Raw genomic sequence first — 12,927 nt, 5'->3', positions numbered from 1 at the left:
GGCCAGTCAGCTGCCGACTGGCCGGCGGTTCAGCAGGTCGATCACACGCTCGGGTTGTTCGCGCCAGAACAGGTGGCCGGCACCATCGAGAAGTTCGAGTTGCGCACCGGGGATCAGCTTCGCCAGCCGCTCACCTTCCGTGGGCAGGATCATCTGGTCCGCGGTCCCGTGGATCACCAGCGCGGGGACGTCGAGCGACGGCAGCCGGTCGACGGCGTCGTGCCGCAGCGCCGCTTGGAACTGCATCCCAACCACTGACGCCGGGACGCGCACAGCCAGCGCGTCCTCCCGGTACGCCGCGAAGTGCGCGGGATCGGCGGCAAAACCCGCCGACAGGTTCACCTCGAAACCGGTTCGCAGCACGGTCTCCTCGCGCCCCGAGCGCATCGCCGCCAGCAGCAGGTCGGGCCCCGGTCCGATCCCGGGCGGCCGGGACGCCGGAGTCGCCCGTCCCGCACCCGCGGCCGTCGCGTCCGCCTTCTGCCCGGCCCCAGGTGGCCGGACTCCCGCGGCAAACCCCGGCGACGTACATCCGAGCGTCAGCCGTCTCACCCGCTCGCGATGATTCAGCGCGAGCTCCTGCGCCACCATCCCGCCGAGCGAGATCCCGAAGACCTGCGCGTCCGACCACCCGGCTTCGTCCATCACCCGCGCCGCGTCGTCCGCCAGGTCCGCCGTACTGAACTGTCCAGCGCCGCGCTCGCTCGTCCCGATCCCCCGCTGGTCGAAGATCAGCAGCTCGAAGTGCTTCTCCAGCCCCGACAGGAACGGCTCGCCCCAGATCCGGTGGTGACCGGCCATGCCCATGATCAGCAGCAGGGGTTCGCCCGCGCCGCGGCGTTCGGCGTACAGGTGCATGGCCGCACCTTACGCAGAGTTATCAGCGCTTGTTACTTGACCTCGTAAATTAAGCGGTCCTAGGCTCGCAGCACCGCCCCGCTTCCCCCACGCTCCCGCCTCGAGACGGAGGAACACCCCGTATGTCAGTCCCCGCTGGACGAAAACGCCGTACCGCCGTCGTGGTCACCGCGGCTGCCGCCCTGGTATCGGCAGCCGTCGCGATCGCGCCCGCCGACGCGAGCACTCCCCAGTCCTTCCGGCCCGGCCCGAAGCCCGCCCTGGTCGAGCCCGGCGCCGCCTTCCAGGGCAACGCGCCGATCGAGGCGCCGAAGGCCAAGGCGGCGGTGCAGGCGAAGTACTCGCAGGTCGCGGCCAAGCCGTACCTGGGCTGGAGCAGCTGGAGCCTGCAGTCCACCAACTACCCGGGCGTGAACCCCGACGGTCCGGGCAGCTTCATCAGCGAGAAGAACATTCTCGCCCAGGCCAACGCGATGGCGACCAAGCTCAAGCCGTACGGCTACGAGTACGTGAACATCGACGCCGGCTGGCAGCTCGGCGGCGACGAGTACGGCCGGCCGACCGCGAACCTCGCCCGCTTCCCGCGCGGCATGAAGGCGGTCGGCGACGACATCCACAAGCTCGGGCTGAAGTTCGGCATCTACACCGTCGTCGGCCTCGGCTTCGACGTCTACCGCGACGGCAACACCCCGATCCACAACGCCCCCGGCTGCTTCACCCGCGACATCGTCTACCCGGACCTGCGCACCACCAACGGCTGGGACCAGGCGTACAAGATCAACTACGCCAGCCCGTGCGCACAGAAGTACGCCGACTCGATCGTGAACCTGTTCGCCTCCTGGGGTGTCGACTTCATCAAGATGGACGGCGTCGGCCCGGGCTCCTGGAAGGGCGCCCCGGACGACCCGAACCACAACAACACCGAGGACGTCGAGGCCTGGTGGCGCGCGGTCCAGAACGCCGGCCGCCCGATGATGTACACGCTGTCGTGGTCGCTCAGCCACCGGTACGCCGAGACCTGGAAGGCCAACTCGCACGGCTGGCGGATCGACACCGACGTCGAGTGCTACTGCGACACGATCGTGCGCTGGAACGGCTCGCTGGTCGGCCGCTGGTGGGACCTGCCGCAGTGGGTCGACGACGCCGGACCGGGGCACTGGAACAACCTCGACGCGATCAACGTCGGCAACGGCGAGATGGACGGCATCAACGAGGTCGAACGGCGAAGCTACATGACCTTCTGGGCGATGAACGCCGCGCCACTGTTCATCGGTGACGACCTGACCAAGCTCGACCCGTACGGGCTGAAGCTGCTGACCAACCGCGAGGTGATCGCGATCAACCAGGCCGGCGTCCCGGCCCGGCCGCTGAACCAGGACCAGCTGCAGCAGGTCTGGTACGCGAAGAACCCGGACGGCAGCGTCACCGTCGGTCTGTTCAACCTGGCAGACACCCCCGCCACCGTGACCGGCGACTTCGCTCAGCTCGGACTGTCGGGCAAGGCATCGGTCCGGGACGTCTGGGCCGCGCAGACCCACCGGAACGTCTCCGGCCAGGTCAGCGCCACCCTGCCCGCGCACGGCTCGAAGCTCTACAAGATCACGCCGAACCTGCCGGCCTCGCCGAGCCGTCCGGCCGACCTGACCGCGACCGATGTGAGCCGTACGACGGCCTCGCTGACCTGGCAGCCGAGCACCGGCGCCACGGCGTACCAGGTGTTTGCCAACGGCAAGCAGGTGGCGACCACCTCCTCGACGAGCGTGGTCGTGCAGGGACTTCAGCCGCAGACGTCGTACACCTTCGAGGTGAAGGGCGTGCGGACCGGACGGACGTCGCAGGCCAGTGCGCCGATCACGCTGTTCACCGCGAAGTCCGGCGGTGGCCCGGTCCGGTACGAGGCAGAGGCGCCGACCAGCACCTTCACCGGGAACGCCGGGGTCTCCGACTGCACGCTGTGCTCGGGCGGCAAGAAGGTTGGCAACATCGGGTACGACGCGTCGGTCACGCTGAACGGCATCACCGTGCCGGCCACCGGGACCTACCTGGTGAAGATCGCCTACACCGACGGTGACACCAGCCGGCAGAGCATGCTGACGGTGAACGACGCCGACTCGTACTGGGTGAACTACCACGGCCTCGGCGACAACGACTGGGGGGCCGCAGGTGACCTACCTGCCGGTCAAGCTCAGCGCCGACAGCAACTCGCTGAAGATCAGCAACCCGAACGGCTACATCGCCGACATCGACTGGATCACCGTGTAGTCCCGTGGGGCCGGCCTTTCCCCGGCCGGCCCCACGCTCTTTACTGGCTTCATGAGCGGATATCCCGAATCCATCGCGCCCATCGAACCCGTGCCGGTCGCCCGCCGGATCCGGGCGCTGCACGACGGCAAGGTCGTGCTGGACACCCAGGACGCCGTCTACGTCTGGGAGTTCCCGCCGTATCCGCAGTACTACGTGCCGGCCGGTGACGTCGCGGCGGGCGTACTGGCCGACACCGGGGAGACCAGGACCTTTCCTCACGGCGAGGCGCGGGTGCTCACCGCGGGATCGGGCACCGCCTGGCAGTACGACGAGGGCCTGCTCGCCGGGCTCGTCCGCTTCGAGTGGGAGGCCGTCGACAGCTGGTTCGAGGAGGACGAGGAAGTGTTCGTCCACCCGCGCAACCCGTACGCCCGCGTGGACGCGATCAAGTCCAGCCGCCACGTCCAGGTCTCCCTCGACGGCATCTCACTTGCCGACTCGACCTCGACCGTCATCGTCTACGAGACCGGCCTCCCGCCGCGCTACTACTTCCCGCGCACCACCGTGGCCTTCGAGCACCTCGAACCGAGCCAGACCCGCACCGCCTGCCCGTACAAGGGCCGCACCACCGGGTACTGGTCGGTCCGCACCGACTCGCTGCATCCCGACCTCGCCTGGTGCTACGACTTCCCCACCGCCCCACTGCTCCCGGTGGCCGGTCACGTCGCCTTCTTCAACGAGAAGGTCGACCTGACCGTCGACGGCGTCACCGTCGACCGCCCGGTCACGCCCTTCTCCTAGCCGGTCAGTTCTGAGACCAACCGGTGGAAGTGAGGACACTCGGTGAAGTCCGGGGCCTCACATGTCAGCGCATGGTCGAGCAGCCGCTGGGACTCCTGCGCCTGACGGATCTGCTCGTCGAGGCGGGCGCGCTGTTCCGCCAGCACGGCCCGCCGGGCGGACCCGTCAGGGGCGTCGAACATCTCGCGCAGCTGGGCGAGGGACAGGCCCGCCGCCTTGCCGCGGCGGATCATCACCACCCGCGCGACGTGCGACTCGTCGTACCGGCGCCGTCCGGAGATCCTGGTGGCCGGAGTGAGCAGGCCGACGTCTTCCCAGTGCCGCAGGACGTGCGTGGCGACACCACAGCGGACACCCAGCTCGCCGATGCTCAGCAGCTTCTCCACAGCCATGGTCAGATCGCCGAGGTGACGCCGCCGTCCATCGGGATGATCGCGCCGGTGACGTAGCTGGACAGCGGGGAGGACAGGAAGACCGCGACGTTCGCGACCTCGGCCGGTTCGCCGGGGCGGCCGAGGGGGATCTCGGCGACCATCTCGTCGAGCAGCTCGTCCTTGGGCCGGCCGGTCGCGCGGACGGCCGCTTCCAGGCCCTCGTCGACGCGGCCGGTGCGGGTCAGGCCGGGGTTGATCACGTTCACCCGGACGCCGCGGCCGGCGTACGCCTTGGCGTAGCCGACCGACGCGAGCATCAGCGCCGCGTTGGCCGCGCCGCCGCCGATGTGCAGCGGGTTCGCCTGCCGGCCGCCCTGGCCGACCACGTTGACGACCGTGCCGCTGCCGCGCTCGGCCATCCCGCGGATCACCGCCTCGGTGGCGTGCATGTAGGTGAAGTACTTCGCCTCCATCGCCGCGTGCAGCGCCTTGCTGTCCAGCTCGTCCACCGGCGTACGCCGGGCCGCCCCCGCGCAGTTGATCAGGATGTCCGGTACGCCGATCCGCGCGAACACCGCGGTGGTCGCGTCCGGGTCGGTCAGGTCGACGGCCTCGACCGCGTACTCCAGCCCCTTGGCCGCGAGCTCGGCCTGCGCCTTCGCGAGGTTCCCCGGGTCGCGGGAGATGCCGGTGACCCGTGCACCCTCCCGGGCCAGCGCCTCCGCGCAGGCCAGGCCGATTCCCTTGCTGGCCCCGGTGACGACCGCGGTCCTGCCCGACAACTGAAGATCCATCAACTCTCTCCTGACTCGGCTGCCTCCGATCGTAGTTCGCGCGCGACCGGGCACTGGTGGACTGACGAAAAGAGGACATGCGATGAGAATCACGGCAGTGAAGACGGTCCGGCCGAGCATCCAGCCGAACCTGGTGTTCGTGCTGCTGCACACCGACGACGGGCGGACCGGCCTGGGCGAGGCGTTTTTCGGCGGCCGCGCGGTCGAGGCGTATCTGCACGAATCGGCCGCGGAGGTCCTGCTCGCCGCCGAGGACCCGACGCCGGAGTCGATGGCCCGCGCGCTGGCGTCGTACACGGGATTCGCCGGGGCCGGGGTCGAGACGCGCGGCAACGGCGCGATCGACCTGGCGCTGTGGGACCTGGTCGGGCAGGAGGCGGGGTTGCCGTTGGTGCGGCTGTTCGGCGGACCGGTGCAGGAGTCGTTACCGACGTACAACACCTGCGCGGGGCCGGGGTACATCAGTACGAGTACGCGGCAACGATCGGACAACTGGGGCGTCCCAGCAACGAGTCCGGCCCGGTACGACGATCTCGATGCCTTCCTCAACCGTCCGGGCCAGCTGGCGCGCGACCTGTGGGACGAGGGCATCACCGGGATGAAGGTCTGGCCGTTCGACCGCGCGGCCGAGGAATCCGGCGGGACCGACATCTCGCCGGCCGAGCTGAGCCGCGGGCTCGCGGTGATCGAGGCGATCCGGTCCGAGGTCGGGTTCGACATGAAGCTGATGGTGGAGCTGCACGGCCTGTGGAACCGCCGCGGCGCGACCGCGATCCTGCAGGCGTTGACCGAGTACCGGCCGTACTGGGTCGAGGACCCGATGCGTCCCGACGCCGTCGACGCGCTGGCGGCGCTGTCCGCGGACGTCGACGTACCGATCGCGACCGGGGAGACGCTGGTCGGCCGGCGCGGCTTCCTGCCCTTGCTCGACCGGGGTGCGGTCGACGTCGTCACTGTCGACGTGCAGTGGACGGGAGGACTGACCGAGGCGCGCAAGGTCGCGGCCCTCGCCGACACGTACGGCGTACCGGTGGCTCCGCACGACTGCACCGGCCCGGCGACGCTGGCGGCCTGTGTCCACCTGACCCAGTCGGCGCCCAACGGCCTGATCCAGGAGACCGTGCGTGCCTTCCTGCGCACCTGGTACGCCGAGCTGGTCGACGGTCTGCCGGAGATCGTCGAAGGCCGGATCGCCGCGACCGACGCACCCGGGCACGGCGTCCGGTTGCGCGACGACCTGACCGCGGCCGAACGCCGGGTGACCAGGTGAACAGGAGATGTCCTGCTGTTGCGCGCGGATGTCCGGCCCGTCCAGGTTCTGGGCGCCAGGCAACGATTTCGCCACTACTGGTGGGGATCTGAGCCCAAGGCAACGATTCGGGGTCGTCCGGCCTTGAATCGCTGGGTACTATGAGTGACGAGATCGACACTCTTTGTTTCGACGTTCCGATGCTCTTGCACCGACGCCGGAGGGACCCGTGCCGACCATGTCCGAAACGCAGTCAAAATCCCACTCCCCGCCTTCGCGCGAGCCTGCTGTCGAACAGGTTTCGTGGAGGTCCATCGTCCGTCATGACCTACCGGCCTCGCTGGTGGTCTTCCTGATCGCGATCCCGCTCTCGCTGGGGATCGCCGCAGCCTCCGGGGCGCCGCTGATCGCGGGCCTCGTCGCCGCCGTCGTCGGTGGCGTGGTCGCCGGCGCGCTCGGCGGCTCTGCTCTCCAGGTCAGCGGCCCGGCCGCCGGCCTCACCATGGTCGTCGCCGGACTGGTCAGCCAGTTCGGCTGGGCCGCCACCGCGGCGATCACCTGCGCGGCCGGCCTGCTGCAGATCCTGCTCGGTGCCACCCGCATCGGCCGGCTCGCCCTGTCGTTGTCCCCCGCCGTCGTGCACGGCATGCTCGCGGGCATCGGCATCACGATCGCCGTCCAGCAGCTCCACGTCGTTCTCGGTGGACAGGCGCAGAGCAAACTGATCGCCAACCTGGCCGGGCTTCCCGGCCAACTGGTCGCGCATCACCCGGCGTCCGTGCTGATCGGCGTGCTGACCGTCGTGATCCTGCTGGTCTGGCCACGCATCCCCACGGTGAAGGTCGTTCCGGCGCCCTTGGTGGCGGTGGTCTTCGTCACCGCGCTGTCCTCCTGGTTGACGGTCGACGTCACCCGCGTCGACCTGCCGGACAATCCCGTCCAGGAACTCATCCTGCCGGTGATGCCGTCCGGCAGCGCGCTGGAAATCGGGACAGCGGTGCTCACCGTCGCACTGGTCGCCAGCGTCGAGTCGTTGCTCTCGGCCGTTGCCGTGGACAAGCTTCACCGCGGCCGGCGCAGCAACCTCGATCGCGAACTGATCGGCCAGGGCGCCGCGAACGCGGTCTCCGGCGCGCTCGGCGGGATGCCGATCACCGGCGTCATCGTGCGCAGCTCGACCAACGTCGCGGCCGGCGCGAAGAGCCGGGCCTCAGCGATCATGCACGGCCTGTGGATCGCGGTCTTCGTGCTCGCGGCCGGCGCCCTGCTGGAGCTCATCCCGATGGCCGCTCTCGCGGGCGTGCTGCTCGTGATCGGACTCCGGCTGGTCCAACTGGCCCACATCCGCACCCTGCGCCGCCACGACGAACTGCTCGTGTACGTCGTGACCGCGGGCGGCGTGGCCGCGCTCGGCCTGGCCGAGGGCGTCCTGGCCGGACTGATGCTCGCGCTCGGCCGGGTGCTCTACCGGTTGGCCAGGGCAACGGTCACCGCCACCGAGCAGGACGGCGTCTGGACCGTCTCGATCCAGGGCACGCTGGTGTTCCTCGGCGTCGCGTCACTGGTCCGGACCCTGCGCACGATCCCGACCGGGGCCACCGTCCGGGTGAAGCTCCAGGTCGACCACCTGGACCACGCGGCGTACGAGGCGATCGAGGACTGGCGGCGCGGGCACATCGCGCGCGGCGGCACGGTCGAGCTCAACCGGTCGGCGTTCCGCGCCGCCCTGCAAGGTGACGCCAAGCGCTGGCTGCCGTGGCAGCAGGGCCAGGTCGTGCCCGAGCCGGACCAGCGGGCCTCGATGCTGGACGGGATCCGCGAGTTCGAGCAGTCGGCGGATCTGATCCGGCCGATGATGGCCAAGCTGGCCGCCGACGGGCAGAAACCGACGCAGCTGTTCATCACCTGCGCGGACTCCCGGATCGTGCCGAACCTGATCACCACGTCGGGTCCCGGCGAGCAGTTCTGCGTGCGCAACGTGGGCAACCTCGTGCCGCCGTACGGGTCGGACAGCAACTCGGTGGACGCCGCGGTCGAGTACGCCGTCGAGGTGCTCGGCGTCAGCTCGATCGTGGTCTGCGGCCACTCGCACTGCGGTGCGGCCGGCGCCGCCCTGGACGGTACGACGGACGACGGCTCGGGTCTGCGGACCTGGCTGCGCCACCTCGAACCGTCGATCCAGCGAGCGGTCGCGCTGCCGGACATCGTCGACCCGGCGACCGGCGTGAAACTCGGTCCCGCGGACAAGCTCTCGGTGGCCAACGTCGCCGTCCAGCTGGAAAACCTGCGCAGCTTCGCCTGCGTCCGCAAGGCCGAGGAGGCGGGCCGGCTGGAACTGGTCGGCCTCTGGTTCGACATCGGCGCGGCCGCGGCCCGCCTGGTCCTCGAGCGCGAGCCCTATCTGGTCCGCGCCGACGAAGAACTGGCCACCGCCGCCACCCCGGCCGACGCCGACCTGTAACCCCGGCTTATTTCCAGACCCGGCCGGCACCCCCGGCCGGGTCTTTGCCGCACCGGTGGGTGCGCTGTCCCGCGCACCCACCGACTGATGTCAGACGTGCACCCGTCGCGACGCAACCAGCTGTCCAGCCGAGTACGCATCAGCCCGCAGCAACTGCCCCGGCGTCACCTCGAGGATCTCGATCGCGATCGGCTCACCACCCAGATCCTCCGAACTGATCGGCCGGTCGTCCAGATAGAGATCAACCCGATCGATCCCCTCCACCTCCAACCCGACCCTCAGCGTCGTCCCAGTCATCGACGAACTGACCTCCAGCCGCCGCCGCGGCATCGCCGCGAGCAAAGCCCCCGCCGCCTCCAGCAGATCCGCGTTGCCCTCCAGCAGATCAGCGCGCGTCATCCGATGCGTCACATGCGGCCGCACGCCCACGTCCTCGACCGGCGTGCCCGACAACTCCCCCACCCGCAGCGTCCGGCGGATCGAGACCCGCAGGTTCGCGCCGTTCGGCAGCGCCTCGTACGGCGACGTCGGGTCGGCCGGTGGCGGCTCGTTGAGCAGCGTCGCAAGCAATCCGTGCGTCCACACGTTCGCGCCGCCCGCACCGGTGTTGTCGTCGACACCGAGAATCGTCCCGATCTCGTGATCGGCGAACCCGGCCGCGAAGATGTCGGTCGCCGAGTAGCACCGGGCATCAGTGATCAGCACGACCGGCCCGTAGTACGTCTGGCCGAGCTCGTTCGCGCCGTCCTCCGGTGTGATCGGCTTGGCCGCCGAGAACGCCGCCCCGGTTTCCGTCGCCAGATCGAGCGAGTCGAACCACGGGCCGAGGTCGATCCCGGACGGGTTGTCCTTGTGCCGGCGGCAGATCCGCAGGTTGAGCGGCGTGCTGATGAACTGCACCGGTTCCGGCGCGATCCGGCGCGGCGTCATCGTCTGCAGGGTGAACTCGCTGGCGTAGATGTGACCGCCACCGTTGTCCCGTACGTCGACGATCAGGCCGTCCTGCGGCAGCGCGGCGGCCAGCCGGACGAACTCGTCGCGGAAGCCGACCGGGTCGGTCACGCTGAACGTGAAGATCCGCAGGTGCCCGAAGGTGCCGTGCGCGGTCGTCACCGAGCGAGCCCGGAACACCCCGGGCATCGTGGTCGGCAGATCCGCGGCGCCGACGGCGACCGGCGCGGCCAGCGCGGCCGAGCTCTCGCCGCGTTCGAGCTCGACCACGTCGCGGACGTACAGGGCCTTCTTGGCCCGCGACTTCTCGTCGGAGTCCAGGTCGAGCCCCATCGACGCCGACGCCTCGGTGATCGCGTCCAGGTCGGTCATCGGCGGCAGGTTGGTGGTCACCTTCCACTGTTCGCGCAGCTCCTGCGCCGAGCCGTCGAGACCGAGATAGGTCAGCGTGACCCACTCCTCGTCCGGCGGCGCCTGGATCACCAACGGCCGCAGCGTCAGCGACTCCAGGCCGCGGGCCAGGTTCGCGGCCTCGTTGCTGCCGGCGAACGCGGCGCCGTTCAGCGCGACGGCGCGGGCGATCGGCGTACCGTTCCAGTGCGTCACTTTGGCGCCGGGGCCGAACTGCGGCGCGGTGTAGCCCGCGACCGTGCGGGTGATCAGGTAGTGGTCGCCGGCGCTGTCGGAGCACTTCTCGATCAGGAACGGCAGGTACGCGACCTTGCCGGCGAACGGCGCGGGCAGCAGGTAGTTGGTGTGCAGGTCACGGACCGAGTGGAAGATGCTCGACATCTGGCGGTGGAACAACCACTCGGCTTCCATCGTGGCAGCGGTCTGACGCTCCATCCGCGCGCGCAGCACGCGCAGTCGCTGCAACGGGTTGACCGCGTGCATCGCGGCCTTCAGCGGCAGGTGCACGTAGTTCTCGCCGAGCAGCAGCAGCGCTTGGTCGACGAGGATCTTGCGCTGGGTCAGGGTCAGCGTGCCGGCCCCGGCGAGGAACTGCCGGCAACGGTACGGCGGCCGCCTGCGGCTCGGCTCGCCGGTCCCGGTTTCCCTTGCGGGCAACGGTTTTCCTGATCGTCGGCTTCTTGGTGATGGTCTTGCGTGGTTCGGCCATGAGATCCCCCAACAGGCACGCCCCTCCCCTGGGCGTCGCGATCTTTCCACCGTCCGCCGCGGTCCGGGCGATGTCAACGCCTCGCCTCCGGGACAGCGTGGCGCGCGTGACCGACCTGCCGTTCGTCGACGAGCACACCCTCGTAGTCGACGCCCCGCCCGAGGTCACCTGGCGAGCCCTCACTCAGCACGCGACCGGCGCTTTGCTGCTCGGACCACACAACCTCACCGGGGATTGACCACCCACCTGCAAGGATGTCCCGGTGATCGAGGTTTGGGACAACATCACGTCCGTGCAGGCCCACCCGCCGCTCCAGGTCGTGATCGGGACCGGCATCGCCGCGTTGCTGCTGATCGGGTGGCGCCCGGTGTGGCGGCACACCCGCCAGGTGGTGACGATCGCGCACGAGGGCGCGCACGGGTTGATCGCGCTGCTGGCCGGCCGCCAGCTCGCCGGGATCCGCCTGCATTCGGACACCTCCGGCGTCACCGTCTCGCGCGGCAAGCCGGACGGCCTGGGCATGATCGCCGTCCTGCTGGCCGGCTATCCCGGTCCGGCGTTGTTCGGCCTCGCCGCCGCGTTCGTCCTCAGTCGCGGGTACGCCGTGGGCCTGCTCTGGGGACTCCTGCTGGCGCTGGTGGTCCTACTGCTCCAGATCCGCAACCTGTTCGGGCTCTGGTCGGTGCTCGTCTTCGGCGCGGTTGTCTTCGGGGTGTCGTGGTGGGGCTCCGAACAGGTCCAATCCGCCTTCGCCTACCTCCTCACCTGGTTCCTGCTGCTCGCCGCGCCGCGCGCCGTACTGGAGCTGCAGCGATCCCGCCGCAACGGCGGTGGCCGCAACTCCGACGCCGACCAGCTGCGCCGCATCACCGGCGTACCGGCGATCCTCTGGGTCGGAGTGTTCGGCCTGATCACGCTCGGCTGCCTGGCGTTGGGCGTGCTCTGGTCGGACGTCCTGCCGACCTGAGCACGCCCGCGGTCAGCTACGGGCGGCCGCCGGTGATCGGACGATCGCGCTGATTCGCCCCCGGTACGCCGTACGGGTAGTCCGCCGCGCCCGGGTCGCTCGCCTCGTCCAGCTGCGCGCGCTCCTCGTCCGTGAGGTGAAGATCCGCGGCGGCCAGGTTGTCGTCGAGCTGCTCGAGCGTGCGCGCGCCGAGGATCACCGACGTGACGGCCGGACGGTCCACCAGCCAGGCCAGCGCGACCTGCGCCATCGAGATCCCGCGCGCGTCGGCGATCGCCCGGACCGCGTCGACGACGGCGCGAACCCGCTCATTCTTGCTGCGCCGGGCCCAGGCCTCGACGCCGCGGTCCGGGTTCTCGCCCAGGCGGGTCGAACCGGTCGGGGCCTCGTCGAAGGAGTACTTGCCGGTCAGCCAGCCACCACCGAGCGGCGACCACGGCAGCAGGCCGAGGCCGTTCTCCTGGGCGGCCGGGACGATCTCCCACTCGATCTCGCGGACCAGCAGGTTGTACTGCGGCTGCAGCGTGACCAACGGTGACCAGCCCTGCCGGTCGATCAGGTCACAGGCCTTCTGCAGCTGCCAGCCGGTGAAGTTCGACAGGCCGCCGTACGCGATCTTGCCGGCCCGGACGGCGTCCTCCAGGAAGCTGAGCGTCTCCTGCAGCGGGGTAATCGGGTCCCACGCGTGCAGCTGGTAGAGGTCGACGTGGTCGACGCCGAGCCGCTGCAGCGACGCGTCGAGCGCCCGCCGCAGGTGCCGGCGCGACGTGCCGACGTCGTTCTGCCCGTCGCCGGTCGGGAACCGGCCCTTCGTCGCCAGGACGACGTTGTCGCGCGCGGAACTCTTCGCCAGCCAGCTGCCGACGATCTGCTCCGACACTCCGGCGGAGTACACGTCCGCGGTGTCGATCAGCGTGCCGCCGGCCCCGACGTACCGGTCGAGCTGCTGATGCGCGCCGGCCTCGTCGGTTTCGTGCCCGAACGTCATGGTGCCGAGCGCGTACGTCGAGACGACGGTGCCGCTCGCGCCCAGGGTGCGGTATTCCACAGCTGCTCCTTCAGGTCAGGTGCTACCACCTTACGCGTGGGTGGAACGCGCTTGCCCGGG

At 70.0% G+C, this 12,927-nt stretch carries 11 protein-coding genes; 6 read left to right on the top strand and 5 right to left on the bottom strand.

What is annotated here, in order from left to right; translation table 11 throughout:
* Positions 1-6: 6 nt before the first annotated feature.
* Positions 7-858, bottom strand: a complete 852-nt coding sequence (locus tag BWI15_RS05860; protein WP_077013239.1) for an alpha/beta fold hydrolase — start codon at positions 856-858, stop codon at positions 7-9.
* A 122-nt stretch (positions 859-980) separates the two neighbouring features.
* Between BWI15_RS05860 and BWI15_RS40010 the strand changes: the two genes are divergently transcribed.
* Together BWI15_RS40010 and BWI15_RS05850 are read left to right on the top strand one after the other, a co-directional pair.
* A complete protein-coding gene (locus BWI15_RS40010) occupies positions 981-3,329 on the top strand; it encodes a fibronectin type III domain-containing protein (protein ID WP_237771147.1) in 2,349 nt (782 codons plus the stop codon).
* Positions 3,211-3,903, top strand: coding sequence for a DUF427 domain-containing protein (locus tag BWI15_RS05850; protein ID WP_237771146.1), 693 nt, complete (start codon positions 3,211-3,213; stop codon positions 3,901-3,903). Before BWI15_RS40010 ends, BWI15_RS05850 begins: the two co-directional genes overlap by 119 nt.
* On the opposite strand, the gene BWI15_RS05845 is transcribed toward BWI15_RS05850, so the two are convergent.
* On the bottom strand, positions 3,900-4,295 hold the full coding sequence (locus tag BWI15_RS05845; protein ID WP_077013237.1) for a MerR family transcriptional regulator: 396 nt from the start codon (positions 4,293-4,295) through the stop codon (positions 3,900-3,902). The two genes, BWI15_RS05850 and BWI15_RS05845, sit on opposite strands and share 4 nt — an antisense overlap.
* Positions 4,296-4,297: 2 nt before the next feature.
* Positions 4,298-5,071 carry an SDR family NAD(P)-dependent oxidoreductase gene (locus BWI15_RS05840; RefSeq protein WP_077013236.1) on the bottom strand — a complete coding sequence of 258 codons (774 nt, stop codon included), beginning with the start codon at positions 5,069-5,071 and terminating at the stop codon, positions 4,298-4,300.
* A gap of 82 nt (positions 5,072-5,153) precedes the next feature.
* Between BWI15_RS05840 and BWI15_RS05835 the strand changes: the two genes are divergently transcribed.
* Together BWI15_RS05835 and BWI15_RS05830 are read left to right on the top strand one after the other, a co-directional pair.
* Positions 5,154-6,341, top strand: coding sequence for a mandelate racemase/muconate lactonizing enzyme family protein (locus BWI15_RS05835; protein WP_077013235.1), 1,188 nt, complete (start codon positions 5,154-5,156; stop codon positions 6,339-6,341).
* Between the two features lie 217 nt (positions 6,342-6,558).
* On the top strand, positions 6,559-8,781 hold the full coding sequence (locus BWI15_RS05830) for a bifunctional SulP family inorganic anion transporter/carbonic anhydrase (RefSeq protein ID WP_168197268.1): 2,223 nt from the start codon (positions 6,559-6,561) through the stop codon (positions 8,779-8,781).
* 90 nt (positions 8,782-8,871) lie between these two features.
* Here BWI15_RS05830 and BWI15_RS05825 read toward each other — a convergent pair whose 3' ends face one another.
* Complete coding sequence (locus tag BWI15_RS05825) at positions 8,872-10,800, bottom strand: S41 family peptidase (protein WP_237771144.1); 1,929 nt, start codon at positions 10,798-10,800, stop codon at positions 8,872-8,874.
* 158 nt (positions 10,801-10,958) lie between these two features.
* On the opposite strand from BWI15_RS05825, the gene BWI15_RS40435 reads away from it, so the two are divergent.
* Together BWI15_RS40435 and BWI15_RS05820 are read left to right on the top strand one after the other, a co-directional pair.
* Positions 10,959-11,090, top strand: coding sequence for a hypothetical protein (locus BWI15_RS40435; RefSeq protein ID WP_269087158.1), 132 nt, complete (start codon positions 10,959-10,961; stop codon positions 11,088-11,090).
* Between the two features lie 24 nt (positions 11,091-11,114).
* Positions 11,115-11,819, top strand: coding sequence for a M50 family metallopeptidase (locus BWI15_RS05820; protein ID WP_077013233.1), 705 nt, complete (start codon positions 11,115-11,117; stop codon positions 11,817-11,819).
* A gap of 16 nt (positions 11,820-11,835) precedes the next feature.
* Here BWI15_RS05820 and BWI15_RS05815 read toward each other — a convergent pair whose 3' ends face one another.
* Positions 11,836-12,867, bottom strand: coding sequence for an aldo/keto reductase (locus BWI15_RS05815; protein WP_077013232.1), 1,032 nt, complete (start codon positions 12,865-12,867; stop codon positions 11,836-11,838).
* Positions 12,868-12,927 lie beyond the last annotated feature (60 nt).

It is taken from the genome of Kribbella sp. ALI-6-A (assembly GCF_001984195.1).
Lineage (GTDB): Bacteria > Actinomycetota > Actinomycetes > Propionibacteriales > Kribbellaceae > Kribbella.
The sequence above is the reverse complement of the archived record's forward strand: the minus strand, read 5'-3'. Positions and strand labels throughout refer to the sequence as shown.

Excerpts from the sequence above, each read along its gene's own strand:
- BWI15_RS05860 (WP_077013239.1), bottom strand. The coding sequence starts at position 858 with ATGCACCTGTACGCCGAACGCCGCGGCGCGGGCGAACCCCTGCTGCTG.
- BWI15_RS40010 (WP_237771147.1), top strand. The coding sequence starts at position 981 with ATGTCAGTCCCCGCTGGACGAAAACGCCGTACCGCCGTCGTGGTCACC.
- BWI15_RS05845 (WP_077013237.1), bottom strand. The coding sequence starts at position 4,295 with ATGGCTGTGGAGAAGCTGCTGAGCATCGGCGAGCTGGGTGTCCGCTGT.
- BWI15_RS05840 (WP_077013236.1), bottom strand. The coding sequence starts at position 5,071 with ATGGATCTTCAGTTGTCGGGCAGGACCGCGGTCGTCACCGGGGCCAGC.
- BWI15_RS05835 (WP_077013235.1), top strand. The coding sequence starts at position 5,154 with ATGAGAATCACGGCAGTGAAGACGGTCCGGCCGAGCATCCAGCCGAAC.
- BWI15_RS05830 (WP_168197268.1), top strand. The coding sequence starts at position 6,559 with ATGTCCGAAACGCAGTCAAAATCCCACTCCCCGCCTTCGCGCGAGCCT.